Annotated in this window: 22 protein-coding genes; 10 read left to right on the plus strand and 12 right to left on the minus strand. The window is 69.6% G+C overall.

Features of this window, described 5'->3' with window-relative positions; all coding sequences use genetic code 11:
* Nucleotides 1-54: 54 nt before the first annotated feature.
* Nucleotides 55-1,563: an aminotransferase-like domain-containing protein gene (locus BM199_RS11770; RefSeq protein ID WP_091672863.1), complete on the minus strand. Its 1,509-nt coding sequence runs from the start codon at nucleotides 1,561-1,563 to the stop codon at nucleotides 55-57.
* A gap of 97 nt (nucleotides 1,564-1,660) precedes the next feature.
* Here BM199_RS11770 and BM199_RS11775 point away from each other — a divergent pair, with 97 nt between their 5' ends.
* Nucleotides 1,661-1,912 (plus strand): hypothetical protein, encoded by a 252-nt coding sequence (locus BM199_RS11775; RefSeq protein WP_091672865.1) that lies wholly within the window; start codon nucleotides 1,661-1,663, stop codon nucleotides 1,910-1,912.
* A 114-nt stretch (nucleotides 1,913-2,026) separates the two neighbouring features.
* On the opposite strand, the gene BM199_RS11780 is transcribed toward BM199_RS11775, so the two are convergent.
* Nucleotides 2,027-2,833, minus strand: a complete 807-nt coding sequence (locus tag BM199_RS11780) for an SDR family oxidoreductase (protein WP_281245690.1) — start codon at nucleotides 2,831-2,833, stop codon at nucleotides 2,027-2,029.
* On the minus strand, nucleotides 2,830-3,582 hold the full coding sequence (locus tag BM199_RS11785; RefSeq protein WP_091672867.1) for an SDR family oxidoreductase: 753 nt from the start codon (nucleotides 3,580-3,582) through the stop codon (nucleotides 2,830-2,832). The genes BM199_RS11780 and BM199_RS11785 overlap by 4 nt, the downstream gene beginning before the upstream one ends.
* Before the next feature lie 60 nt (nucleotides 3,583-3,642).
* On the opposite strand from BM199_RS11785, the gene BM199_RS11790 reads away from it, so the two are divergent.
* Nucleotides 3,643-4,266, plus strand: a complete 624-nt coding sequence (locus BM199_RS11790; protein WP_091672868.1) for a TetR/AcrR family transcriptional regulator — start codon at nucleotides 3,643-3,645, stop codon at nucleotides 4,264-4,266.
* A gap of 211 nt (nucleotides 4,267-4,477) precedes the next feature.
* Nucleotides 4,478-4,915 (plus strand): nucleoside deaminase, encoded by a 438-nt coding sequence (locus BM199_RS11795; protein ID WP_091673196.1) that lies wholly within the window; start codon nucleotides 4,478-4,480, stop codon nucleotides 4,913-4,915.
* 61 nt (nucleotides 4,916-4,976) lie between these two features.
* Here BM199_RS11795 and BM199_RS11800 read toward each other — a convergent pair whose 3' ends face one another.
* From BM199_RS11800 to BM199_RS11835, 8 genes are all read right to left on the minus strand, one after another.
* The gene (locus BM199_RS11800) at nucleotides 4,977-5,585 is read right to left on the minus strand and encodes a TetR/AcrR family transcriptional regulator (RefSeq protein ID WP_091672870.1); all 609 of its coding nucleotides are present in this window, start codon (nucleotides 5,583-5,585) and stop codon (nucleotides 4,977-4,979) included.
* A gap of 33 nt (nucleotides 5,586-5,618) precedes the next feature.
* Nucleotides 5,619-6,446, minus strand: coding sequence for an SDR family oxidoreductase (locus BM199_RS11805; RefSeq protein ID WP_091672871.1), 828 nt, complete (start codon nucleotides 6,444-6,446; stop codon nucleotides 5,619-5,621).
* Between the two features lie 23 nt (nucleotides 6,447-6,469).
* Nucleotides 6,470-7,630, minus strand: a complete 1,161-nt coding sequence (locus tag BM199_RS11810) for an acyl-CoA dehydrogenase family protein (RefSeq protein WP_091673198.1) — start codon at nucleotides 7,628-7,630, stop codon at nucleotides 6,470-6,472.
* A 2-nt stretch (nucleotides 7,631-7,632) separates the two neighbouring features.
* On the minus strand, nucleotides 7,633-9,612 hold the full coding sequence (locus tag BM199_RS11815) for an ATP-binding protein (protein ID WP_091673200.1): 1,980 nt from the start codon (nucleotides 9,610-9,612) through the stop codon (nucleotides 7,633-7,635).
* Nucleotides 9,613-9,794: 182 nt separating this feature from the next.
* Nucleotides 9,795-11,402, minus strand: coding sequence for an acyl-CoA carboxylase subunit beta (locus BM199_RS11820; RefSeq protein ID WP_091672873.1), 1,608 nt, complete (start codon nucleotides 11,400-11,402; stop codon nucleotides 9,795-9,797).
* Nucleotides 11,399-12,547, minus strand: coding sequence for an acyl-CoA dehydrogenase family protein (locus BM199_RS11825; RefSeq protein ID WP_091673202.1), 1,149 nt, complete (start codon nucleotides 12,545-12,547; stop codon nucleotides 11,399-11,401). Before BM199_RS11825 ends, BM199_RS11820 begins: the two co-directional genes overlap by 4 nt.
* Before the next feature lie 23 nt (nucleotides 12,548-12,570).
* A complete protein-coding gene (locus BM199_RS11830; RefSeq protein ID WP_177242579.1) occupies nucleotides 12,571-14,289 on the minus strand; it encodes an acyclic terpene utilization AtuA family protein in 1,719 nt (572 codons plus the stop codon).
* On the minus strand, nucleotides 14,286-15,077 hold the full coding sequence (locus tag BM199_RS11835) for a TIGR03084 family metal-binding protein (RefSeq protein ID WP_091672875.1): 792 nt from the start codon (nucleotides 15,075-15,077) through the stop codon (nucleotides 14,286-14,288). Before BM199_RS11835 ends, BM199_RS11830 begins: the two co-directional genes overlap by 4 nt.
* Nucleotides 15,078-15,221: 144 nt before the next feature.
* Between BM199_RS11835 and BM199_RS11840 the strand changes: the two genes are divergently transcribed.
* From BM199_RS11840 to BM199_RS11870, 7 genes are all read left to right on the plus strand, one after another.
* Complete coding sequence (locus tag BM199_RS11840; protein WP_091672877.1) at nucleotides 15,222-16,184, plus strand: alpha/beta hydrolase; 963 nt, start codon at nucleotides 15,222-15,224, stop codon at nucleotides 16,182-16,184.
* A gap of 88 nt (nucleotides 16,185-16,272) precedes the next feature.
* Entirely contained in the window at nucleotides 16,273-17,064 is a 792-nt protein-coding gene (locus BM199_RS11845) for a class I SAM-dependent methyltransferase (protein WP_091672879.1), read from the plus strand.
* A 79-nt stretch (nucleotides 17,065-17,143) separates the two neighbouring features.
* A complete protein-coding gene (locus BM199_RS11850; RefSeq protein ID WP_091672880.1) occupies nucleotides 17,144-18,013 on the plus strand; it encodes an enoyl-CoA hydratase-related protein in 870 nt (289 codons plus the stop codon).
* Entirely contained in the window at nucleotides 18,010-18,627 is a 618-nt protein-coding gene (locus BM199_RS11855) for an acetoacetate decarboxylase family protein (protein ID WP_091672884.1), read from the plus strand. The genes BM199_RS11850 and BM199_RS11855 overlap by 4 nt, the downstream gene beginning before the upstream one ends.
* A 136-nt stretch (nucleotides 18,628-18,763) precedes the next feature.
* Nucleotides 18,764-20,281 carry a flavin-containing monooxygenase gene (locus BM199_RS11860; RefSeq protein WP_091672887.1) on the plus strand — a complete coding sequence of 506 codons (1,518 nt, stop codon included), beginning with the start codon at nucleotides 18,764-18,766 and terminating at the stop codon, nucleotides 20,279-20,281.
* 332 nt (nucleotides 20,282-20,613) lie between these two features.
* The gene (locus tag BM199_RS11865; protein ID WP_091672890.1) at nucleotides 20,614-23,517 is read left to right on the plus strand and encodes a ribonucleoside-diphosphate reductase subunit alpha; all 2,904 of its coding nucleotides are present in this window, start codon (nucleotides 20,614-20,616) and stop codon (nucleotides 23,515-23,517) included.
* Nucleotides 23,518-23,566: 49 nt separating this feature from the next.
* On the plus strand, nucleotides 23,567-24,649 hold the full coding sequence (locus BM199_RS11870; protein WP_091672892.1) for a ribonucleotide-diphosphate reductase subunit beta: 1,083 nt from the start codon (nucleotides 23,567-23,569) through the stop codon (nucleotides 24,647-24,649).
* 79 nt (nucleotides 24,650-24,728) lie between these two features.
* On the opposite strand, the gene BM199_RS11875 is transcribed toward BM199_RS11870, so the two are convergent.
* Nucleotides 24,729-25,373 carry a class I SAM-dependent DNA methyltransferase gene (locus BM199_RS11875; RefSeq protein ID WP_091673206.1) on the minus strand — a complete coding sequence of 215 codons (645 nt, stop codon included), beginning with the start codon at nucleotides 25,371-25,373 and terminating at the stop codon, nucleotides 24,729-24,731.
* Between the last annotated feature and the right edge of the window lie 149 nt (nucleotides 25,374-25,522).

Below are 25,522 nucleotides of genomic sequence, written 5' to 3' on the forward strand. Positions count from 1 at the left end.
GCCGAGTTGCACGGATCGCCATGACCACGCAACCCGCCGTTCCCAGACGCACTCTCAGATGATCGGCCGCAACGGCGCGCTGTCCTGCGGACCGTGCCGCCGCAGCTCTGCCCAGGCCCGGCACAGCCGCTGCACGAGTTCCTCGAGTACGTCCTGCGAGTGGGTGAACGGGATCCGCAGGAAGTTCTCGTGCCCGCCGGTGTGGTCCATTGTGGATCCAGGAATCACCTCGACTCCGTGGCGCAGCGCGAGTTGGGCGAACACGTCGGCGTTGGTGTCTGGCAGCTCCACCCACAGCGACGAGCCGCCGTCCGGCCTGCGCCAGCGCCAGTCCGGCAACCTCTGCCGGAGCAGCTCCTCCAGCGCTGTGCAGCGCTCCCGCTGCCCGGCGGACCTGTTCCTGGCGAGTTCGTCGAGACGGGGCACGAGACGGGCCGCGACCGCCTGGTCGATCACCGGGCTCCCCAGATCGGCGAGCGCCTTGCGCCGGGCACACCGCTCGATCACCTCGACCGGCCCCCGCACCCAGCCGATGCGCAGCCCGCCCCAGACGGCTTTCCCCAGCGATTCGACCATCACCGACTCCACCTCGTCGCCGGCGACCGTCGCCAGGGGCGCCGGTGTCTCGAGGGCATTGTCGGACAGCCCCATTCCGGCGTAGGCGTTGTCCTCCAGGATCGGCACGTCGTACCGGGCGGCCAACTCCACCACCTGCCTGCGGCGCATCTCCGACATCAGCACCCCGGTCGGATTGTGATAGCTCGGCATGACGTAGAGCAGCGCGGGCGCGTGCTCGACGAGCGCGGCGCGCAACGCGCGCACCTCGATACCCTCGTCGTCCATCGGCACGGGCACCAGTTCGGCGCTGGCCGAGCGGAAGACGTCGAGGCAGGCGGGCCAGCTCGGCGCTTCCACCACCACGGTGGCCGCCTTGCGCAGGTAGACCTCGGCGATGACGACCAGCGCCTGGTGGGCCCCCGTGGTGACAAGGATCTGGTCGGCACACGTGGGCAGACCGTGCGCGGTGTAGTGCTCGGCGATGGCCTCGCGCAGCACCGGCAATCCGCGCGGGTGGTATCCGGGATCACCGAGCAGGGCGTCCATGTCGAGACTGAGGACGTCCTGCAGCGCCTCGGTCACCTCGTGTCCGCCCCTGTCCGCGGCGCAGGCCAATGAGATCAGTGGACCGGGCCCGTCGATGAGCCGCTGGAAGATGGTCCCCGCCCCGCCACCGCGGACCCTGCCGTCGCTCAGCGGCGCTCTGGTCGCACGGCTGATCCTGGTCCCGCTGCCCTGCCTGCGCTCGATCACCTCGCGCCCGCGGAGTTCGTCGTACGCCCCGACGACGGTGGCCCGGCTGACGGCGAGAACGCCGGCCAGCTCGCGTTCGGCGGGCAGGCGGTCCCCCGCACGCAGCGCTCCTTCCCGGACCGCCCGAGCGAGCGCGTCGGCGAGCTTGCGGTACAGCGGTCCCGGACCGGACGTCCAGTCGCCGAGGAGACTCGCCAGTGCGGCACCACGGCCAAGCGCACCCTGGTCAAAACGATCCACTTCTACTGCCATTGGCTCTACCACCATTCCATTCGCTCCTGCAGTCTGATGTAGAAGCAGGCCAATTGCAAGACTGGACCGCAATTGGACTTACTAGGAGGTGGGCCGCATGGCCGAGATGATTGCCAACACGCTGTTCCTGTTCGTTCTGGCCGGTGCCGTCGCCGGCCTCGGCCGCATGGCCCGGCTGCACGCCGGGGAGGAGCAGGCCACACTGCCTCTCCGTAGTGGACAGTACGACCTCGGGATCGACCTCACCGCGGGCCTGCGGCTGCTGTGGAACGCGGGGCAGGCACGGGCCGAGCGGCTGGACAACCAGCTGCGCGAGATGAACTCTTCCCGCACGCTAGCCCAGCACTGATCGGTACCCCTGCGCGTGGCGACGGCACTTTCCCGGGAAAGTGCGAGCCCGGGGAGCCCGTGACCAGGGACGGGAGTTTCCAGACCTCGCACTTTCCCGGGAAAGTGCGAGGTACTACGTGGTGCCGAGCGCGTCCTCGATCTTGCGCTGCAGCTTGTTCATGCCGCCGAGCCACCGCTCGGTCTGGGTGGCGCGCGCGGCGTAGTAGTCGGCGACCTCGGGATGCGGCAGCACCAGGAACCGCCCGTCGGCCACCGACTCGACGACCAGATCCGCGACCCGCTCGGCGCTGATGGCCGACTCGTCCATGAGGAGCTTGCCGCCCGGCCCCGCGTCCTCCAGCATCCGCGTGCGCACCCCCTGCGGGCACACGGCCTGAACCGTGATGCCCCGATGGCGGTACGTGGCCGAGAGCCATTCCGCGAACGCGAGGGCGCCGTGCTTGGTCACCGAGTAGGGCGCCGAACCGAGGCTGGTCAGCAGACCGGCCGCCGACACCGTGGCGATGAAATGGCCTCTTCCGCGAGCGAGCCAATCCGGGAGCAGCGCCGATGCGGCCCGCACGTGCGCCATCACGTTGACGTCCCAGGCGAGCGCCCACTGCTGCTCGGCGGCGTCGGCGCCACCAAGTGGGGCGACTCCCGCGTTCGCGCAGAACAGGTCTATCTCCCCGAGCGCGTCCCTGGCCGCGCCCAGCAGCTCCGCGACCCCCGCCTCGCTCGCGACGTCCCCGGTGACCGCGGTTCCGCCGATCTCCTCCGCCACGGTCGTGACCGCGTCGCCGTTGAGGTCGGCGACCACCACGCGGGCACCTTCGGCGGCGAACCGGCGGGCCATCGCCGCGCCGATACCGCCACCACCACCGGTGACGACGACGCCCGCGCCGTCGAGCGAGGACGGCGTGGGTCGTGAGCCGGTCACAGGCCGCCGCCGATCGTGATCCCGCCGTCGACCACGATGGTCTGGCCGGTGATCCAGCTCGCCTGCTCCGACAGCAGGAACGTCACGGCCCCGGCGACGTCCTCGGGCACACCGAGCCGCTTCATCGGGTACGGCTCCGCGACCTCGTCCTCGCGCCCCTCGTACAGCGCCGTCGCGAACTTCGTCTTCACCACGGCGGGAGCCACGGCGTTCACCCTGATGTCCGGGCCAAGCTCGCCGGCGAGTTCGAGGGTGAGCCGGATCAGCGCCGCCTTGCTGACGCCGTACATCCCGATGCCGGGCGAGGTGCGCAGGCCCGCGATCGAGGCGACGTTCACCACCGCCCCACCGTGCTCGCCCATCCACGCGTCCCGCGCGCGGCGGACCCAGCCGAGCGGGGCGAGCACGTTGACCGCGAAGATTTTCGCCGCCGCCTCCTGCTCGACGTCGAGCAGCGAGCCGTACACGGGGTTGATGCCGGTGTTGTTCACGAGCAGGTCCACGCTGCCGAACGTCTCCAGCGTCCGGCGCACCGCCTCCTCCTGGTGCGCGGGATCGTCGGCCTTGCCCGGCACCGCGAGGGCGACGGCCGCACCACCGAGCTCGCGCACGGCCTCGGCCAACGGGTCCGGCTTGCGGGCGGTGATGCACACCTTCGCGCCGCGGTCGACGAGGTCCTTCGCGATGCCGAAGCCGATGCCCCTGCTGGCGCCGGTGACGATGGCGACGCGGTCCTTGAACGAGTCCACTAGAGCGATCTCCTCCTCCGTTGAGCGAACGCTGCTAAGCGCTCGCTTACACTTTGTCGTATGACGATGTCGCTGTCCGCGGAGTTGTGGCCGGACGTCCAGCCCGACGCCGCCCGCAGGCTCATGCTCGCCGCGGTGGAATCCTTCGCCCGCAGGGGATACCACGCCACCACGACCCGGGACATCGCCGGCGCGGCGGGGATGAGTCCCGCCGCGCTGTATGTGCACTTTCCCTCCAAGGCCGCACTGCTGTTCACCATCAGCCGCAGCGGGCACGAACAGACGCTGGGCCTGGTGCAGAACGTGGTCGCGACCAGTGCCGAGCCGGCCGAGGTGATCCGCAGGGTGGTGGAGGACTTCGTCGCGTGGCACGCCCGCAGACATCTGGTCGCCAGGGTCGTGCAGTACGAACTCGCGGCGCTGCCGGAGCGGGAGTACGAGATCGTGGCGGACCTGCGCAGGCTCATCGAGAACACGGTGCGCGAGGTGATCACCGAGGGCGTGCGGGCCGGGGTGTTCCAGGTGCGCGACCCGCGGATGGCGGCACGCGCCGTGCTGTCTCTCGGCGTGGACGTGGCCCGCTGGTACACCAGCCGCAACCGGACCACCCCCGACGAACTCGGCAGGGAGTACGGAGAACTGGCCCTGCGCATGCTCGGCGCCGCGGTACCGCCCGTGGAGTAGGCGGAGCGAGTACGGCGCCGCGACACCAGCACTGCCACCTCCCACGTCGTCGAGGACCTCGGCGCGAAGCATCACACCTGGCCGTTCCCGACATACTAAGCGGTCGCTTTCCTTCGTGTCACGGTTGCCGCGGTCACGGCGACGCCTGCTTGCCACCACCGCGGCGACCGTCGAGAGTGTTGGGGTGACCACTCGTGACACCGCTGAGGCCATGCTCGCCGTCGCCCTCGAGGAGGCGGAACTCGGCGCCGCCGAGGGCGGTGTTCCCATCGGGGCCGCGCTGTTCGGTCCTGATGGGACGGTTCTCGGCCGGGGCCACAACCGGCGCGTTCAGGACGACGACCCCGCGACGCACGCGGAGACCGCCGCCTTCCGCGCGGCGGGCAGGCGGCCGCACTATCACGACACGGTGATGGTGACGACCCTCTCGCCGTGCTGGTACTGCAGTGGCCTGGTGCGCCAGTTCGGCATCGGCGAAGTGATCATCGGTGAGGCGGCCAGCTTCTCGGGCGGCCACGAGTGGCTCGCGGACAACGGCGTGCGGATCACCGTGCTGGGCGATCTTCGGTGCGCCGAACTGATGAGCGAGTTCATCGCGCGCAGACCAGACGTCTGGTTCGAGGACATCGGCGAGGCGCGGGGCGACTGACGCGGCACGGTTGCTCGTCGCCCGCTCAGCCGCTGAACGCTCAGGTGGCCTCCGGCCCGGGTCAGCTCCCGGCCGGGGCCGCCTGCGGCAGGGCAGGGGCGAGCACCTGCGCCCACTGGCGCACGATCTGCTGACGCCTGCGCGTGTCGTCGGTGAGCAGGTTGGCCAGCCCGAGCCCGCGCGCGAGGTCCAGCGTCGCCTGCACCATCTCGCGCACGCCGGGGTGCGACTCGTCCACCCCGAGCAGTTCGAGTGCGACCCGGTGGGCCTCACGGCCGACCCTGGCCTCCAGCGGCACCAGGACGGACCGCAGTGCGTCGTCGGTCGAAGCGGCCACCCACAGGTGCAGGGCGGCACGGAACATCGGTCCCGCATAGAGGTTGAACAGCATGTCCACCACCGGCTCGATCCGGGAGGACCCGGGGGGCAGGTCCGCGGAGCGGGTGCGGAGTTCGATCAGCTGAGTCTCCCCGACGAGCTCCACCGCGGCGGCGACCAGGTCCTCCCGCGCCGGGAAGTGGTGCTGCGCGGCCCCTCGGGACACTCCGGCCCGCTCCGCGATGACGGCGACGGTGATGCCGTTCCAGCCACGCTCCGCGATGCACTCCACCGCGGCCTCCACCAGCCGCCGCCGAGTGGTCCTGCTGCGTTCCTGTCGCGGTTCACGCATCACTGTCCCGGTGCCCTTCGAAGCCGCTCGGGCCTATTCGACCCAGAAGTCGAGCTGCAGGTCTTCCTCACGATCGGCCAGCCGGTACTTCGCGAAGTCGGTGACGCCCTCGGCCGTCAGCACCTCGTCGTCGATGAAGAAGTTCCCGGTGGTCTCCCGGCTCGGCCTGGTCAGGATCGCGTGCGCGGAGTCGGCCATGATCTCCGGCGTCCGGGACCTGTTGGCCAACTCGGCGCCGACGACGTTGCGGATGGCGGCGGTGTCGATCGTGGTCCGCGGCCACAGCGAGTTCGCCGCGATGCCGTCGTCCTTGAGTTCCGCCGCGAGGCCGACCGTCACCAGACTCATCGAGTACTTCGCGATGCTGTAGGCGAGGTGGCCCGCGGCGAACCACTTGGGATCGAGGCTGATCGGCGGGGACAGTGTGAGGATGTGTGGGTTGTCCGCCTTGCGCAGGTGCGGGATGGCCGTGCGCGCCAGCAGGAACGAGCCGCGGGCGTTGATGTCCTGCATCAGGTCGTAGCGCTTCATCGGGATCGACTCCGACGGCGTCAGATCGATGGCGCTGGCGTTGTTCAGCACCACGTCCAGGCCGCCGAACTGCTCCACCGTCTTGGCGACAGCGGCTTCGACGGCCTCGTCGTCCCTGATGTCGCCGACGATCGGCAGTGCCTGACCGCCCGCCTCCTCGATGGCCTTGGCGGCTGTGTAGATCGTGCCGGGCAGCTTCGGGTGCGGCTCGGTCGTCTTCGCGATCAGGGCGACGTTGGCGCCGTCCCGCGCGGCGCGGACCGCGATCGCCTCGCCGATCCCCCTGCTCCCGCCCGACATGATCAGGGTCTTTCCCGCCAACGTGCTCACATGCGCTCCTTGCTTGTTACCGGTCAGTACGACTTGGGCAGGTCGAGACTATGCTGCGCCACGAAGTTCAGCACCATCTCCCTGCTCACAGGAGCGATCCGGCCGACGCGAACGGCTCCGAGCAGCGTGCCGAGCCCGTACTCGGACGCGAGCCCGTTGCCACCGTGCACCTGAACCGCCTGGTCCACGGCCTTGATCGCGACCTCGGCCCCCGCGTACTTGGCCATGTTGGCCGCCTCCCCCGCGCCGAAGTCGTCACCGGAGTCGTAGAGCGCGGCGGCCTTCTGGGTCATCAGCTTCGCCAGCTCCAGCTCGATCTTCACCTGGGCCAGCGGATGCGCGAGTCCCTGGTGCGAACCGATCGGCGCGCCCCAGACGCTGCGCTCCTTGGCATAGCGCACCCCCTTGTCGAGGGCGTAGCGGGCGATACCGATGGAGAAGGCCGCCCCCATGATGCGTTCCGGGTTGAGCCCGGCGAACAGCTGCGCGATCGCGGCGTCCTCGGAGCCGACGAGGGCGTCCGCGGGGAGCGTGACGTCGTCGAGGAAGAGGCTGAACTGGCTGTCCGCGGAAACCAGGTCCATCGGAATCCGGGTGTACTCGAGTCCTGGCGCGTCGGTGGGCACGATGAACAGCGCGGGCTTGAGCTTGCCGGTGCGCGCGTCCTCGGTGCGACCGACCACCAGCACGGCGTCGGCCTCGTCCACTCCGGAGATGAAAACCTTGCTCCCGTTCAGGACCCAGCCACCGCCCTCCTTGCGGCGCGCGGTGGTGGTGATCTTGTGGGAGTTCGATCCTGCGTCGGGCTCGGTGATCGCGAACGACATCCGGACCCGCCCTTCGGCGAAACCGGGCAGCCAGTGCTGCTTCTGCTCGTCGGTGCCGAACCGGGCGATCACCGTGGCACAGATCGCCGGGGAGACGACCATCAGCAGCATCGGCGTACCGGCAGCGCAGAACTCCTCGCACACGGCGGCCAGATCGCCGATGCCGGCGCCACCACCGCCGTACTCCTCCGGCACCGAGACGCCGAGATAGCCGAGCCTGCCCGCCTCGTCCCAGAGGTCGTCGGTGTGTCCGCCCGCGCGGGCCCGCTCCAGGTAGTACTCGTAGCCGTAACTGCGACCCAGTTCCGCGACCGCCTTGCGCAGCGCGAGGCGCTCCTCGGGCTCGGTGAAGTTCATGGTCATTCCGACTCCTCGGTGTTCAGATCCACTACTGCCAGAACCGTTCCCAGATCGACCTGCTGGCCCACGACCACCGGCAGTTCGGCGACCACCCCGTCGGCGGGCGCCGAGACGCGGTGTTCCATCTTCATCGCCTCCAGCCACAGCAAGGGATCGCCTGCGCTGACCGAGTCCCCTTCGGACACCGCCACGCGCAGCACCGTCCCCGGCATCGGCGCGACGAGCGAGCCCGCCGCGAGTGCCGCTTCCGGATCGGCGAACCGGGGCGCAGGCGCGCAGGCGACCGACCCCAGCGGGGAGTCCACCACGACAAGGCCGGGATGGCGTCCCACGGTGAACGTGCGCCGGACGCCCGACACGGCGAGCACGACCCGATCCGGGACGGCCTCGACCAGCGCCACGTCCTCGTAGCACTCGTTGCCCTCCGCGACGAGGCCCGAGCGACCGAGACGGTAGGCGACCTCGTACTCGGTACCGGCCACCACGTACGTCTTGCGCTGCGGTGCTGAGGGCAGGTTCCGCCAGCCGCTGGGCAGCCCGCCGAGCACCCTGGCGTTCGCCCTGTTGGCCGCCGCGTCGGCCAGCGCGGCCGCCAGCACCGACAGCGTCCGTGCTCGCTCGCCTGCCAGCGGGGTGGCCAGCGCGTCCAGTCCGTGGCGGTCGAAGAACGCGGTGTCGGTGTCGCCCGCGAGGAACGCGGGATGGCGCAGGACATTCACCAGCAGGTCCCGGTTCGTGGTGACACCGTGGATTCGCGCCCTGGCCAGCGCTCCGGAGAGGGCGCGAGCGGCGGCGGTGCGATCCGGGCCCCAGGCGATCACCTTGGCCAGCATCGGGTCGTAGTGCACACCGATCACCGATCCGGCGGTGACGCCACTGTCCAGCCGGATGCCGTGCCGGTGCGGGAGCGCGAACTCCGCGACCACTCCGGGAACGTGGAAGTCGTGCAGTGTGCCGCTCTGTGGCTGCCAGCCCGCGGCGGGATCCTCGGCGTAGAGCCGGACCTCGATCGCGTGCCCGCGCGGCGCGGGCGGCTCCTGTGGCAGCCGCTCCCCCTCTGCGACGCGCAGCTGCAACGTCACCAGGTCCAGACCGGTGGTGCACTCGGTTACCGGGTGCTCGACCTGCAGCCGGGTGTTCATCTCCAGGAAGAAGAACTCTCCACTGGCGGTGGCCAGGAACTCGACCGTGCCCGCGCCGACGTAGTCGATGGCCTTGGCCGCGGTGCGCGCCGCCGCGAACAGTTCCGCCCGCATCGCGGCGTCCACCAGCGGCGATGGCGCTTCCTCGACGACCTTCTGGTGGCGGCGCTGGATGGAGCATTCGCGCTCCCCCACGGTCCACACCGTGCCGTGGGCGTCCGCCATGACCTGAACCTCGATGTGCCTGCCGGTGTCCAGATACCGCTCACAGAACACGGTCGGGTCGCCGAACGCGGATGCCGCCTCGGCCTGCGCGCTCGCCACGGCGTCGGTCAGCTCGGCGAGCGTGCGGACGATCCGCATTCCCCGGCCGCCACCGCCCGCGGACGCCTTGACGAGCACCGGCAGGTCCGCCTCGGTGACGTCGGCCGGGTCCAGTTCGGGCAGTACCGGTACCCCGGCCTCGGCCATCAGGCGTTTGGACTCCACCTTGGAGCCCATGGTCTCGATGGCCTCGGGCGCCGGGCCGACCCATGTCAGCCCGGCGTCCCGGACGGCACGGGCGAAACCGGCGTTCTCGGACAGGAAGCCGTAGCCGGGGTGCACGGCGTCGGCACCGGCCTGTGTGGCCGCCGCGATCACCAGGTCGGAACGCAGGTAGGTCTCCGACGGTGTGTTGCCCGGCAGCCGCACGGCGGCGTCCGCGGAGGTGACGTGCGGGGAGTCGGTGTCGGCGTCGGAGTACACGGCGACCGTGCCGATCCCGGCGTCCCGGCAGGAGCGGAAGACGCGCAGCGCGATCTCACCGCGGTTGGCGACGAGCAGGTTCTCGATCAATCGCATAGCAGCCCAGCTCCTACATCCCTGTCTGGAAACGCGCGTCCGTGGTCGCGTCGCCAGGGCTGACTCGGTTGGAACCAGTCCGCTCTCGCCGAACGCAGCCCTGCCGCCCCGACAACGGGCCTTCGGCGGGCGCGTTCAGTGGTGGCTTCTCGTTCAATCGCATGGCAGCCCAGCTCCTACATCCGGAAGACGCCGAAGCCGGTGCCGTCGAAACCGGCGCCGCTGACGGGGTTGTTGTGGATGGCTGACAGGCACAGTCCGAGCACGGTGCGCGTGTCCCTCGGGTCGATCACCCCGTCGTCGTAGAGCCTGCCGGACAGGAACATCGGCAGCGATTCGGCCTCGACCTGCCCCTCCACCGCCGCGCGCATGGCGGCGTCGCCGTCCTCGTCGTACTTCTGCCCCCTGCTCTCGGCCGCCGCCCTGGCCACGATCGAGAGCACGCCGGCGAGTTGCTGCGGCCCCATGACCGCGGACTTGGCGCTCGGCCAGGCGAACAGGAACCGGGGATCGTATGCCCTGCCGCACATGCCGTAGTGCCCCGCGCCGTAGGAGGCGCCGATGAGCAGCGAGAGGTGCGGCACCGTGCTGTTGGACACCGCGTTGATCATCATCGCGCCGTGCTTGATGATCCCGCCCTGTTCGTAGTTCTGCCCGACCATGTATCCGGTGGTGTTGTGCAGGAACAGCAGCGGCGTCCTCGTCTGGTTCGCCAGCTGGATGAACTGGGTCGCCTTCTGCGCCTCCTCGCTGAACAGCACCCCTCTCGCGTTGGCCAGCACGCCGATCGGATAGCCGTGCAACCGCGCCCAGCCGGTGACGAGGCTGTTGCCGTAGAGCGGTTTGAACTCGTCGAACTCGGAGCCGTCGACGACCCTCGCGAGCACCTCGCGCGGATCGAACGGAACTTTCAGCCCTTCCGGGACGACGCCGAGCAGATCCTCCTCGTCGTACCTGGGCGCGACGGCGGCCGCCGGCTCCGGTCCGTGCTTGCGCCAGTTCAGCCTGGCCACGATCCGCCGACCGAGCCGGATCGCGTCGGGTTCGTCCAGTGCGAGATAGTCGGCGAGCCCGGAGGTGCGAGCGTGCATGTCCGCACCGCCGAGGGACTCATCGTCGGCGACCTCGCCGGTCGCCATCTTGACCAGCGGCGGGCCGCCGAGAAAGACCTTGGACCGTTCGGCGATCATCACGACGTGATCGGACATGCCCGGCACGTAAGCGCCGCCCGCCGTGGAGTTGCCGAACACCAGCGCGATCGTCGGAACGCCCGCGGCCGACAACCGGGTGAGATCCCGGAACAGCCGCCCGCCGGGGATGAAGATCTCCTTCTGCGTCGGCAGGTCCGCGCCACCGGACTCGACCAGGTTGATCACCGGCAGCCGGTTCTCCAGCGCGATGTCGGAGGCGCGGAAGATCTTGCGCGTCGTCCACGGGTTACTCGCGCCGCCGCGCACCGTCGGGTCATTGCCGATGATCATGCATTCGACGCCCTCGACGACGCCGATGCCGGTGACGACGCTCGCACCGACCTGGAAGTCACTGCCCCATCCCGCGAGCGGGGACAGTTCGAGGAACGGGGCGTCCTCGTCGAGCAGCAGTTCGATGCGCTCGCGGACCAGCAGCTTTCCACGCCCCCTGTGCCGTTCCGTGTATTTCTCCCCGCCGCCTGCGACGGCCTTGGCCTGCTCGGCCTCCAGCTCGCCGAGCTTGGCGAGCATCGCGGCACGGTTGGCCTCGAACTCGGGCGACTTCGGGTCCACCACGGACCTCAGTGCGGTCATGCGGTGTACCCCAATCGCTTGGCCGCGAGCCCGGCGAGGATCTCGTCGGTGCCCCCGCCGATGCCGAGAATGCGCATGTCCCGGTAGTGCCGTTCCACCTCGGCCTCGCGCATGTAACCGAGGCCACCGTGCAACTGCACCGCCTCGTGCACCACCCATTCGCCGGTCTCCACGGCTGTGTTCTTGGCGAAGCAGGCCTCGGCGATGACCTCCGCACCAGCGACGTGCCGCAGCGCCACCTGCCGGACGTAGGTCCTGGCGACGTCGATCTTCCTGGCCATCTCGGTCAGCGTGTGCTGCACGAGCTGGCGGGAGATCAGTGGCCTGCCGAAGGTCTCGCGCATCCGGCACCAGTCCAGCGTCAGGTCGAGCGCGCGCTGGGCCGTCGCGTACGCCTGGACCGCCAGGGAGAGCCGCTCGGTGACGAACTGTGTCGCCACCTGGGCGAAACCGCTGTTCTCCGCGCCCACCAGGTTCGCCACCGGAACGCGCGCGTCCACATAGGACAACTCGGCCGTGTCCGAGCAGTGCCAGCCCATCTTCTCCAGCTTGCGGGTGACCGTGAAACCCGGCGTGTCCCGTGCTACGACCAGGAGGGAAAGCCCGTGTGCGCCGGGGTCACCGGTCCGCACGACGGTCGTGACGAAGTCCGCACGGCAGCCGGACGTGATGAACGTCTTGGCGCCGTTGACGACGAAGTGGTCGCCATCGCGGCGTGCGGTGGTCCGCACGGAGGCCACATCGGACCCGCCGTCCGGTTCGGTGACCGCCAGCGAACCGATCAGCTCACCGGCCAGCGCCGGGCGTACCCAACGGTCAACCTGGTCCGGGTCGCCTGCCATGGCGATGTGCGGAACCGCGATCCCGCAGGTGAACAACGACGCGATGAGCCCGCCGGAACCGCCCGCGTAGTGGATCTCCTCGGTCGCGGTGAGGGCGTCCAGGTAGTCGCCGCCACCGCCGCCGACCTCCTCGGGGAACGCGAGCCCGAGCAGTCCGACCTGCCCAGCCTTGCGGTGCAGCTCGCGCGGCAGTTCGCCGGCCCGCTCCCACTCGTCGAGGTGCGGCAGGACCTCGGTCTCCATGAACCTGCGGACCGTCTGGCGCAGCGCGACGCGCTCCGGGGTGGTGAACGGGTCCACCACGGGTGGTGCCGCTTCGGTCTGGGTCACAGCAGTGCCTCCGGTATGTCCAGGTGACGGGAGCGCAGCCACTCCCCGAGCGCCTTGGCCTGCGGGTCGAACCGGGCCTGGGAGGAAACACCCTCCCCCAGCAGTCCCTCGACCACGAAGTTGAGCGCGCGCAGATTGGGCAGCACGTGGCGGTGCACGGTCAGCGGCTCGGTCTCCGGCAGCAGCCGCCGGAACTCCCGAACGGTCAGGGTGTGCACGAGCCAGCGCCAGGCGTCGTCGCCGCGCGCCCACACGCCGACGTTCGCGTTGCCACCCTTGTCGCCGCTGCGCGCGCCGGCCACCGAACCGAGCGGCATCCGGCGAACCGGGCCCTCCGGCAGCGGCGACGGCAGCTCCGGATCGTCCACTTCGGTCAGCTGCTTCGTCGCGCCGGCCGGTGCGACGTCCACACGGGACCCGTCCGGGCGCACTGCGACGTGTGGCACCTCGGCGGCGTCCACATAGGCCGGTCTGTAGACGCCGTACGGGGACGCGTCCGACGGTGGCGCGGTGACGTGGAAGCCCGGGTAGCTAGCCAGTGCCAGCTCGATCGCCGCGCCGCTGAAGGCCCTGCCCACCACCTTCTGGTCCTGATCCTTCACCGCGCAGTGCAGCAGCGCGCTGGCCCGCTGCTCGGTGTCGGCATCGGGGTGGTCGGTCCTGGCAAGCGTCCACCTGACCTCGGCGGGCCCCTCGGCACCGAGCGCGTCGTCCAGCTGGGTGCGGACCAGTTCCGCCTTGCGGTCGATGTCCAGTCCGGTGAGGACGAAGGTGACCTCGTTGCGCCATCCGCCGAGGGTGTTCAGGCACACCTTCAGCTGCGGCGGTGGCGGCTCGCCGGTCACCCCGGAGATCCGCACCCTGTCCTCGCCGTCCTGCTCCAGCACGAGGGTGTCGAAACGCGCGGTGACATCGGGCCCCGCGTACCGGGCGCCGGTGATTTCGTACAACAGCTGCGCGGTGACCGTTCCCGTCGTGACGACGCCGCCGGTCCCCGGATGCTTGGTGATGACACTGGAGCCGTCGGCGTGGATCTCGGCGAGCGGAAATCCCGGAACACCGATCTCGGGATGCTCGGTGAAAAAGGCGTAGTTGCCCCCGGTGGCCTGCGTTCCGCACTCGATGACGTGCCCGGCGACCACCGCGCCCGCCAGTGCGTCGTAGTCCTGTTCGGACCAGCCGAAGTGCGCGGCAGCGGGACCGACGATCACCGAGGCGTCGGTGACGCGTCCGGTGACCACGACGTCTGCGCCCGCCCGCAGGCAGTCCGTGATTCCCCAAGCGCCGAGGTAGGCGTTGGCGGTCAGCGGCGCGCCGAGGCCGAGTTCCCCCGCCCTGGACAGCAGGTCGTCTCCCTCGACGTGGGCCACCGCGACCTCGATGCCGAGCCTCGCGGCCAGTTCTCGCAGTGCGTCGGCGAGGCCCCGTGGATTGAGTCCGCCCGCGTTGGCCACGATCTTGACGCCCTTGTCCATGGCGAGGCCGAGGTTCTCCTCGAGTTGCCGGAGGAAGGTCTTGGCGTATCCCCGGTCCGGGTTCTTCATCCGGTCGCGGCCCAGGATCAGCATGGTCAGCTCGGCCAGGTAGTCGCCGGTGAGGACGTCGAGCGGTCCCCCCGTGAGCATCTCGCGGACCGCGGAGAACCGGTCACCGTAGAAGCCTGACGCGTTGCCGATGCGCACCGGGTCACTCGGTGCCGCAGCCTGCGTGGTCACGAGAACTGCCCCGCCATCCGGCCGCTGCCCGGCGGCCCGGCGAAGGCCTGCGCGATCCCGAGCCACTCCCGCGCGGAGTCGCCGTCGGCCACGAGGTCGGTGTCGTCACGATGCCTGCGCTGGGTGACGAGCAGGCAGAAGTCGACCGCGCTGCCGGTCACCCGGTTCGCGGCGTCGCCCGGACCGAAGGTCCAGGTGCCGCCGCCCGGTGCCGCCAGCTCGACTCGGAACTCCTCGCCCGGCGGTGCCAGCGAGTTCGCGAGGAAGGCGAAGTCCCTCGTGCGCACCCCGATCCGGGCCACGTGCCACAACCGGTCGCCTGGCCGCAGCGGGACGCCGAGCGCGTCCGCGATGTCCTGCCCGTGGGCCCAGGTCTCCATGATCCGCGCGGTGGCCATCGATGCCGCACTCATGGGCGGGCCGAACCACGGCAGCTTCGTGCCCGCGGGAACGGCGGCGAGCGCCTCCGCGAGTGCGCCACGACCCGCACGCCAGGTCCGCATCAACTCCTCACGGGGCAGACCCGCCCACTCCTCTGCCACCTCGTCCACGTAGGCCGAGCCGCGGGCCACCAGGTGCTCGAGAGCCGAGGAGAAGTCGTCCGGCGAACTCGCCGCGGTCAGCGACTGCGCATCGGTCCACGCCAGGTGCCCCACCTGATGCGCGATCGTCCAGCCCGCGGCGGGTGTCGGTTGCCGCCACTGCGCGTCCGAGAGGCCGGCCACGAGGTCGTCGACCTCCTGACCCTGCGCGGCGAGGTCGTCCAAGATCGCGCCGAGGTCCGCCACGGCCACCTCCTCGTGTCGTCGGACGCCAGCCTGGCACCAGCCAAAACAAAAAGCAAGCTTGCATGATTGTTTTTCGGGATCGAGGATACCGTCGGTCTCCGGATTCGCATACCGTAGGTTTCCGGATGAGCTGAAGGAGGGCCGATGGCCGCGACGACCCCTGGGAGCGACGACTCGGCGACGCGAACCGAGTTTCCTGCGCCCAGTCCGGAGAGCGTGCGGCTGCGGCGGATGTTCGCCAGCCGCGTGCGCCCACTGGGCGACCGCAGTTCACCGCGCGGCTACCAGTTGCGTGCGCTGCGCCGCACCGCGGACAGTGCCGGGCTGAGCAGGCTGCCGCGAGGGGCCAGGGCCTGGCCCGCGAGGTACGGCACCGTTCGCGGGGTCTGGCTCCGGGCGGCGACGGCCCGTGCGGGCAGCGGCGTCCTGCTGTACCTGCACGGCGGCGGCTTCGTGTTCGGCTCACCCCGGTCGCACCGTCTGCTCGCGCACCGGCTTTCTGCGGCCTCGGGCCTGCCGGTGTTCCTGCTCGACTACCGGCGTGCGCCCGAGCATCCCTTCCCCGCGGCGGCGGACGACGCGCTCGCGGCGTACCGGGTGCTGCTGGACAAGGGCTTTCCGCCGGAACGGATCAGCGTCGCCGGCGACTCGGCGGGCGGCCAGCTGACGGCAGGCCTGCTCGCCGACATCGGCCGCGCCGGACTTCCGCTGCCCGCTCGCGCGGTACTGCTGTCACCATGGCTCGACTTCGATCTTGCCGAGATCAGGCGAAGGGACAGCGAGCAACGCGATCCCTTCATCCCACCCGCCTATGTGGAGAAGTGCGGGCAGGCTTACGCGGGAGGCGCCGACCCGGCCGACGCGCGGCTTAACGTGCTCACCGCGGACAAGTCGCACTGGCCGCCGCTGCTCATCCAGGTCGGCGACACCGAATGCCTGCTCGGCGACGCCGAACGGCTGACCGAGTCGGTGCGGACGTGCGGCGGTTCAGCCGAACTCCAGGTATGGCCCGGACAGATCCACGTGTTCCAGGCGTTCGCCGACTATCTGCCGGAGGGCAGGGCGGCGCTGCGCAGCGCAGGCGCGTTCCTCCGTGCTCATCGATGAACCCGATCCACGGCGAACTCGCGCCGTCGGCGCGCGGTAGGCGCCGAGGAGGCCCCAGGCCCCCTCGGCACCACGAGGAAGGACATCGATGACCGCCGAGGAACCGGCACGCACGTCCTACCGGACCGGTGTCCTGAGCAAGGACTCCCCCACCGAGCGGGCCAGGCTGAACTCGATCCAGTCCAGCGTCGACGTGTTCAGCACCGGGCTGCTGGCCGCGCTCGCCCCTGCCCCGTCGTGGGACTGCCTCGAACTCGGCGCGGGAGCCGGCTCCATCGCGTACTGGCTGGCCGAGCGGTGCCGGGACGGGCGCGTGGTCGCGGCGGACATAGACACGCGGTACCTGGACGCCGGCGCGGCGGGCAACCTGGAGATCGCCGAGGAGGACGTCACCGACCCCGGCTACGCGCCGGGCCGGTTCGACCTGGTGCACGCCAGGTATCTGTTCAGCCATCTGCCCGAGCGGGACGCGGTCCTCGCACGGGCGGCGAGCTGGCTGAAGCCGGGCGGCTGGCTCGTCCTCGAGGAGCCGTACCAACTGCCTGCCGAGACCTCCCCGTTCCCCGTGGTGCGGCGGATCATGGCGGCGTACCGCGACAAGTACGCCGAGCACGGGGCGGATCTGACCTGGGCGCGATCCATTCCGGCCGCGCTCGCCGGAGCCGGGCTCACCGACGTCGACTTCACCGGCAGGCTCGCGTGCATGGGCAACCTCGAACGCGACCGCTGGCGGCCGCTGATCGCACAGGTGAGCCCGTCCCTGCTGGAAGCGGGCTCGGTCACCCGGGCGGAGCTCGACGAGTTCACCGCCCTGCTCGACGACCCCACGTTCATCGACGTGCCCCAGTTCACCCTCGCCGCCTGGGGCCGCCGCCGCTGAGTGCACCGTTATTGGCAGCTTGCCAGTAGTGCTCGGCGTGGCCTAACGTCTGCCTCACCGCAGACACCGGAGGCGACGCGTGAGCGAGACGAGCGAGTACAGCGAGATCACCTATTCGGTTGTCGACCGGATCGCGACGGTCACGCTCAACCGGCCCGAGGCACACAACGGCTACACGATCACCATGTCCGACGAGCTCGCCGACGCCCTCGACCGGGCGGACGCGGACTCCGACGTGCGGGTCGTCGTCCTCACCGGCGCGGGCAAGGACTTCTCCGTCGGTGCGGACCTGTCGCAGGGCGGGTTCGACTTCGACGCCGAGCAGGGCCCCGGCGAGCACTGGCAGGAGCCGGCCGGACGCTGCTCCAAACGGATCTTCCTGATGAACAAACCCGTCATCGCCGCGATCGCGGGCGCCGCCATCGGCGGTGGCATCACGATCACCCTGTCCGCCGACTACCGGCTCGCGTCGACCGACGCCCGGTTCGGCTTCGTCTTCGTCCGTCGCGGGATCTATCCGGAGGGGGCGTCCGCCTGGTTCCTGCCCCGGCTCGTGGGACTCGGTACCGCGATGGACTGGATGATCAGCGGCCGGGTCTTCGACGCGGAGGAGGCGGCCGGTGCAGGCCTGGTGCACCGACTGCACCCGCGCGCGGAACTGCTGGACCGGGCCTACGAGCTGGCCAGGGAGATCATCGACACCACCGCGCCCGTCTCGGTTGCCGTGACCCGCCAGCTGCTCTACCGCATGTCGGCGCTGGACTCGCCACTACCGGTGCACGCACTGGACTCCAAGCTGATCGGCGGGCTCACCAGCAACGCCGACTCGGTCGAGGGTGTCGTCTCGTTCCTGCAGAAGCGGCCGCCGGAGTGGACACTGCGGGTACCGGAGGACATTCCCGGCTACCTGCCGTGGGCAGGCGAGAACCGGCACGAGGAGGAGACGTGAGCGGCCCCGAATACCCGCCGGAACCCTGGCATCTCGCGGGGCAGGGGTTCCTGTCCGCATGGCAGGTACCGGTGGGCGAACTGCCGCGCCTTCCCGCGGGCGTCCAGCCGCTGACCGTCGCCGGCCGCGCCGTTGTCACCACCGCGTGGATCGACTATCAGGACCACGGCCAGCTGGCCTATCACGAACTGCTGGCAGCCGTGGCCATCCGTGGCGGACTCACCGCGACGGCGACGATCACCGAGATCTGGGTCGACAGCGAGGTGTCGCTGGCCGGAGGGCGGCAGCTGTGGGGCATCCCGAAGGACCTCGCCGACTTCGACTTCCGGCACGGACGGAGTTTCACTGCCACGGCGTCCACCCCGCAGGACTGGATCGCGACAGCTGCGTTCACCGTCCGGGGCGGCCCGCCGGTCCCGATGGCCGGCTCCTTCACCATCGCCCAGCGGGTCGGCGACTCGATCCGGCGCAGCCCGGTCCGCTCCCGTGCCCTGCCCCGCGCGGCGAGCGCGAACTGGAACATCAATCCGGACGGCCCGCTCGGCTACCTCGCCGGGCGCACTCCGTTGCTCAACCTGCACGCTCGGGACTTCCGGTTGCGCTTCGGTGGCTGACTCCGGCCGCTGGCCGGAAATCTCGATAACCTGTCCGCCTCCGGGATGGCCCACCGGACCGGGCGGCTCTAGTGTCCCGATACAGATCGCGGACAGGACGTCCGCGGCACGCAGAGCCCGTCCGGCGGAGGTATCGATGACCCTGCAGTCCCCCACTGAACCCGTCCACACCACCGCCGTGATCGTCGGTGCCGGGTTCGGCGGGATCGCGATGGCGATCGAACTGCGCAGGGCGGGCATTCTCGACTTCGTGGTGCTGGAGCAGGCCACGGACCTCGGCGGGGTCTGGCGGGAGAACACCTATCCCGGCGCGGGCTGTGACGTTCCCTCCCCGCTGTACTCGTTCTCCTTCGAACGCAACCTGCGCTGGCCCCGCCGCTACGCGGGCCACCGCGACATCCAATCCTATTTGGACCGGACAGCACGCAAGCACGGTGTGGTCCAACACATCCGGTTCCAGAGCGAGGTCACGTCCGCGACGTTCGACGCGACCACCGCCCGTTGGCTGATCCGCACCGCGCACGGCCAGGAGTACAGTGCCGCGGCCTTCATCCCGGCCGTCGGCCAGCTCTCCAGGCCCGCGCTGCCGAACGTGCCCGGCGTCGAGCGGTTCCGGGGCACCGCGTTCCACTCCGCCCGGTGGGATCATGCCCAGCGGCTCGCGGGCAAGCGGGTCGCGGTGATCGGCACCGGCGCCAGCGCGATCCAGTTCGTACCGGAGATCCAGCCCGAGGTCGCGCGGCTCACGGTGTTCCAGCGTTCGGCGCAGTACATCATGCCGAAGCGAGACCACGCCTACACGCCACGGCACCACGCCGCGTTCCGGCGGCTGCCCGTGCTGCAGTCCCTCGATCGGCTGTCCTTCTGGCTCTACGCGGAGTTCGCCCAGCAGTGCCTCACCCGCTGGCAGCGGCTGACCCCGCTGTTCCGCCTGCAGGCGATGCGGCACCTGCGCAGCCAGGTGTCCGACCCACGACTGCGCGACGCGCTGACCCCCGACTACGAGATCGGCTGCAAGCGGGTGTTGTTCAGCAACGACTACCTGCCCGCGATCGCCCGGCCCAACGTCGATCTGGTGACGGCGCCGGTCAGCGAGATCACCGAGAACGGCGTCCGGGCCGCGGACGGCACGGAGTACCCGGTGGACGTCATCATCTACGGAACCGGGTTCCGCACCGACGACCTGCTCGACTCGGTCGACGTCACCGGGCTCGGCGGCATCACCCTGTCCAGCACGTGGGACAAGGGCGCCCGGGCCTACCTGGGGATCACCGTCCCCCGCTTTCCCAACCTGTTCCTGGTGTACGGACCGAACACGAACCTCGGCGGCAACTCGATCATCTACATGCTCGAGAGCCAGGCGCGCTACATCCGCGACGCAGTGCGGGGGCTCCGCGAACACCCGGGGCGCTATGTCGACGTCCTGCCGGAGAGCGAGCGGCACTGGGACGCCGAGGTCCAGGACCGGCTCGCCAGGTCCGTGTGGACGCGGTGCAGCAGCTGGTACCGCAACGCCCACGGAAGGGTGGTCGCCAACTGGCCCGGCCGCACGGCCGAGTACCGTCGCAGGACCCGCCGTTTCGATCTGGAGCGGTACCGCGTGGGGGTCGCGACGGACCGCGTCCCGACCAGCGCTCCGGCGTCATCCAGGTGATCGCTGGCGCCGGCGAACGGTGACTGACAGCGGCTGACTCTGTGGCTATTCACACAACGACACGCCATCATATTGGGTCCCGTGCAGAGAAGAACCACAACATGTAGGCTCTGGACACCGACAGCACGCGGGCCGGCGACGAATCGCCGTCACCCGCGGGCCGGGAGTCAGAACACCTCGTCCGGTGGTGCGTGGGAGTGGGTCGCGAGTCCTCCTCTGGACCGCCGACCTACCGCGCGGGGTGGCGGCTCCCGGCGCCGGTGACATTCGTGCAGCAGAGCATCCCGGTCCCGCCGGGATGTGAGATCCGACGCGCCCTCTTGGAGTCAGGCATGTCCTTGGAGACCAGTCAGCGACCGCCGTCCGCCCCGGACACGAACACCGGATCCGTACGGGTCATCCGGCGCGACGGCAGTGTGTCGCCGTTCGACGCGAGCAAGATCTCGGTGGCGATGACCAAGGCGTTTCTCGCGGTCGAGGGCGACGACGCCGCGGCCTCCTCACGCGTGCACCACCTGGTCGCCGAACTCACCGCGCAGGTCGAGTCCTCGCTGCTCCGGCACTCCGGCGGCGAGCCGGTCACGCTGCACATCGAGCAGATCCAGGACCAGGTCGAGCTCGCACTCATGCGCGGCGAGCACCACAAGGTCGCCCGCGCCTACGTGCTCTACCGCGAGGAGCACTCCCGCGCCAGGGCCGCCGAGGAGGCGCAGACCGGTTCCGGCGAGGCCGAGATCCACGTCCGCGCCACGGACGGAACGCTGTCGCCGCTGGACTGGGACCGCGTCGCGCACGTGGTCGGTGAGGCCGTCGCCGGACTCGCCGACGTTTCGGCAGACCCGGTGCTGACCGAGACCCGGCGCAACCTCTACGACGGCATCAGCATGGACGAGCTGGCGCTGGCGCAGATCATGGCCGCCCGCACACTCGTCGAGCAGGAGCCCAACTACTCCTACGTCAGCGCGCGGCTGCTGCTGGACAAGCTCCGCGCCGAGGCACTGAGCTATCTCGCGGGCGGAACCCGCCTGGCGAACCAGAGCGAAATGGCCACCGGATACGGCGACTACTTCCGCGACTACGTGCACCGGGCCGTCGAACTGGAGCACCTCGACCCCGAACTCGCCGCCTTCGACCTGGACCGCATCACCGCGGCGATCCGCCCCGAGCGTGACCTCGACTTCGGCTTCCTCGGCCTGCAGACCCTGTACGACCGCTACTTCCTGCACCACGACGGCATCCGGTTCGAGCTGCCGCAGGCGTTCTTCATGCGCGTCGCGATGGGCCTGGCCATCCGGGAGGACGACCGGGAAGCTCGTGCCATCGAGTTCTATGAGCTGCTGTCCTCGTTCCACTTCATGGCCTCCACCCCCACCCTGTTCAACTCCGGCACCACCCGGCCGCAGCTCTCGTCCTGCTTTCTGACCACAGTGGACGATGATCTGGACTCGATCTTCCAGGCTTACAAGAACAACGCGCTGCTCGCGAAGTACTCGGGCGGCCTCGGAAACGACTGGACCCCGGTACGCGGACTCGGCGCGCACATCAAGGGCACCAACGGCCAGTCACAGGGCGTCGTGCCGTTCCTGAAGATCGCCAACGACACCGCGGTCGCGGTGAACCAGGGCGGCAAGCGCAAGGGCGCGGCGTGCGCGTACCTGGAGACCTGGCACATCGACATCGAGGAATTCCTCGACCTGCGCAAGAACACCGGTGACGACCGCAGGCGCACCCACGACATGAACACCGCGAACTGGGTGCCCGACGAGTTCCTGCGCAGGGTCGAAGCCAACTCGCACTGGACCCTCTTCTCCCCCGACGAGACACCGGACCTGCACGACCTCTACGGCAACGCGTTCGCCGAGCGGTATCGCGAGTACGAGGCGATGGCCGAGCGCGGCGAGATCAAGGTCGCGCGGACCGTGCGCGCGGTGGACCTGTGGCGACGCATGCTGACCATGCTGTTCGAGACCGGGCACCCGTGGATCACCTTCAAGGACCCGTGCAACCTGCGTTCGCCGCAGCAGCACACCGGTGTCGTGCACTCGTCCAACCTCTGCACCGAGATCACACTGAACACCAGCACCGAAGAGGTCGCGGTCTGCAACCTCGGCTCGGTCAACCTGCTCAAGCACGTGACCCCGGCCGGGCTGGACACCGAACTGCTGGCGCGCACCGTGAAGACCGCGGTGCGGATGCTCGACAACGTGATCGACATCAACTTCTACACGATCCCCGAGGCTCGCAGGTCCAACCTGCGGCACCGGCCGATCGGGCTCGGCCTGATGGGCTTCCAGGACGCCCTGTTCGAGCAGGGCATCGCCCTGGCGAGCGAGGCGGCCGTCGAGTTCGCCGACCGGAGCATGGAGCACATCAGCTACCAGGCGATCACGGCTTCCGTCGAACTGGCCGAGGAGCGCGGACAGTACGCCTCCTTCGAGGGATCGCTGTGGAGCAAGGGCATTCTCCCGATCGACTCGCTGGCGCTGCTCGCCGACGCGCGCAAGGGCGACGCCCTCGACGTCGACACGTCGTCCACTCTGGACTGGGAGACCCTGCGCGGGCGGGTGCGCTCCAGTGGGATGCGCAACTCCAACGTGATGGCGATCGCGCCCACCGCGACCATCTCCAACATCTGCGGTGTCGGTCAGTCGATCGAGCCGCAGTTCCGCAACCTGTTCGTCAAGTCGAACATGTCCGGTGACTTCACCGTGGTGAACCCGCATCTGGTCGCGAGCCTCAAGGCGCGCGGTCTCTGGGACGAGGTCATGGTGTCGGATCTGAAGTACTTCGACGGCAGCCTCGGCGAGATCGACCGGGTGCCCGAGGACCTGAAGGCCCTCTTCGCCACGGCCTTCGAGGTGGACAGCCGCTGGCTGGTGGACGCCGCGTCCCGCAGGCAGAAGTGGATCGACCAGGCGCAGTCACTCAACCTGTACATCGCCGCGCCGAGCGGGCGCAAGCTCGACGAGCTCTACCGGTACGCCTGGCACAAGGGTCTGAAGACCACGTACTACCTGCGGGCGCAGTCGGCCACGCACGTGGAGAAAAGCACCCTGCGCGGCACCGACGGCAAGCTCAACGCCGTCTCGGCCACGCCCCCGCCCGCCGCCGTACCCGCCGCGGCTCCCGCGCCCTCCCCTGCTCCCGCTCCCGCACCGGACGTCGACGTGGACTTCTCCGCGACCGACGGTGCGGCCTGCCGGATCGACGATCCGGACTGCGAGGCCTGCCAGTGACGATCGGCCGCAGCGGACAGGCAACACTCACGACCCGGAACGGACTCCCATGACCAACCTGGAAACGCCGAAGTCCCTCGACGCCACCGGCCTCGGCGCGATCGAGCGCGGGGCCCAGCGGGTCAGCGTCGACGACAAGGCGATGATCAACGCCCGCGCGGACGTCAACCAGCTCCTGCCGCTGAAGTACGGCTGGGCCTGGGAGAAGTACCTCGCGGGCTGCAACAACCACTGGATGCCCACCGAGGTCGCCATGCAGGCCGACATCGCGCTGTGGAAGTCGGCCGACGGCCTGACCGAGGACGAGCGCCTGATGCTCAAGCGCAACCTCGGCTTCTTCGCCACGGCGGAGTCACTGGTGGCCAACAACATCGTGCTCGCGGTGTACCGGCACATCACCAACCCCGAGTGCAGGCAGTACCTGTTGCGCCAGGCGTTCGAGGAGGCCGTGCACACGCACACCTTCCAGTACATCTGCGAAAGCCTCGGCCTGGTCGAGGGCGAGCTGTTCAACATGTACCGCGAGGTGCCCTCGATCGCGGACAAGGACGCGTGGGCGCTGAAGTACACGCAGAACCTGGAGAACCCGGAGTTCGAGACCGGCACGACAGAGGCCGACCAGAACTTCCTGCGGGACCTCGTCGCGTTCTACGTGATCTTCGAGGGCATGTGGTTCTACACGGGCTTCGTGCAGATCCTCTCCCTCGGCAGGCGCAACAAGATGGTGGGCATCGCCGAGCAGTACCAGTACATCCTGCGCGACGAGTCGATCCACCTGAACTTCGGCATCGACTGCATCAACCAGATCAAGATCGAGAACCCGCACCTGTGGACACAGGAGTTCCAGGACGAGGTGCGCGGCATGCTGATCGAGGCCTGCGAGCTCGAGGTCGCCTACGCCCGCGACACCATGCCGCGCGGCATGCTCGGGCTCTCGGCCGCGCTCTGTGAGCAGTACATGCACTTCATCACCGACCGCAGGGCACAGCAGATCGGCCTCGCCCCGATCTTCGGGCAGGAGGAGAACCCCTTCCCCTGGATGTCGGAGGCGATGGATCTGAAGAAGGAGAAGAACTTCTTCGAGACCAGGGTCATCGAGTACCAGTCCGGCGGCGCCCTCGACTGGGACTGACATGGAACGCGGGCCACCGAGATCGGCGCGCGGCACAACGCCCGTCGATCTCGGTGGCCCCGGACGCTGTGCTCCGAGATCAGGGCTGACGGCGTGCGAAAAGGATGGCTTGTGGAACATCCTCCTCCGGGGCCAGCAGCAGCTGGGCCTCGACAGTGAGTCCGGATTCGCGCAGCCAGGCTGCCACTTGACCAGGCTGGCGACGGTGGACGTGCACCTTCATCGGGTGGCCGCCATAGCCTTGCGTCTTCAGCCGCGATTCGTTGCCGACGTGGAAGCCGAGCGCCAGCAGTCCGCCAGGACGTAACGCCCGGCGGAAGTGCGCGAGAGCCGTGGAAACCGCTTCGTCGGGGACATGAATCAACGACCACCACGCGAGCAAGCCGGTAATCGAGCCGTCGGCAAGGGCCAGGTCCGTCATCGAGCCCACCTCGAACCGCAGCCCGGGATGGTCGCGCAGGGCCACATCGATCATGACTGGTGAAAGGTCGATTCCGAACGCGTCGATACCCAGTTCGTGCAAGTGAGCGGTGACGTGCCCCGGCCCGCAGCCCACGTCCGCCACGGAACCGCCGCCGGCGGTACGCACCATGTCGGCGAACAACGCCAGGGCTGCCCGCAAGTACGGCTGTTCGGCCACGGCGCCGCGCATCTGGTCGGCATAGCTGACCGCGACTGTGTCGTAGGAGGTTCGCGTGTCTGTCAGCCAACCGTCCTCGTTCACGTCCGACACGGTAGGCGATGACCACGACAGTTCGGAGAATCCTGCGTCAGACGCCCTTCAGAACACGATCAAGCGCCGCCCGGCCTGCAGGTCCCCAGTTCGGCTTGCCGCCGGGAAGGCCCCGATCTCCGTCCTGCCCCATGAGCATC

The sequence above is a fragment of the Amycolatopsis marina genome (assembly GCF_900111885.1).
Classification (GTDB): domain Bacteria; phylum Actinomycetota; class Actinomycetes; order Mycobacteriales; family Pseudonocardiaceae; genus Amycolatopsis; species Amycolatopsis marina.

Bases quoted from the DNA above. Each gene is read 5' to 3' on its own strand.
- BM199_RS11860 (WP_091672887.1), top strand. From the start codon at position 18,764: ATGACCCTGCAGTCCCCCACTGAACCCGTCCACACCACCGCCGTGATC.
- BM199_RS11795 (WP_091673196.1), top strand. From the start codon at position 4,478: ATGCTCGCCGTCGCCCTCGAGGAGGCGGAACTCGGCGCCGCCGAGGGC.
- BM199_RS11870 (WP_091672892.1), top strand. From the start codon at position 23,567: ATGACCAACCTGGAAACGCCGAAGTCCCTCGACGCCACCGGCCTCGGC.
- BM199_RS11845 (WP_091672879.1), top strand. From the start codon at position 16,273: ATGACCGCCGAGGAACCGGCACGCACGTCCTACCGGACCGGTGTCCTG.
- BM199_RS11800 (WP_091672870.1), bottom strand. From the start codon at position 5,585: ATGCGTGAACCGCGACAGGAACGCAGCAGGACCACTCGGCGGCGGCTG.
- BM199_RS11790 (WP_091672868.1), top strand. From the start codon at position 3,643: ATGACGATGTCGCTGTCCGCGGAGTTGTGGCCGGACGTCCAGCCCGAC.
- BM199_RS11775 (WP_091672865.1), top strand. From the start codon at position 1,661: ATGGCCGAGATGATTGCCAACACGCTGTTCCTGTTCGTTCTGGCCGGT.
- BM199_RS11820 (WP_091672873.1), bottom strand. From the start codon at position 11,402: ATGACCGCACTGAGGTCCGTGGTGGACCCGAAGTCGCCCGAGTTCGAG.
- BM199_RS11810 (WP_091673198.1), bottom strand. From the start codon at position 7,630: ATGAACTTCACCGAGCCCGAGGAGCGCCTCGCGCTGCGCAAGGCGGTC.
- BM199_RS11865 (WP_091672890.1), top strand. From the start codon at position 20,614: ATGTCCTTGGAGACCAGTCAGCGACCGCCGTCCGCCCCGGACACGAAC.
- BM199_RS11770 (WP_091672863.1), bottom strand. From the start codon at position 1,563: ATGGCAGTAGAAGTGGATCGTTTTGACCAGGGTGCGCTTGGCCGTGGT.
- BM199_RS11840 (WP_091672877.1), top strand. From the start codon at position 15,222: ATGGCCGCGACGACCCCTGGGAGCGACGACTCGGCGACGCGAACCGAG.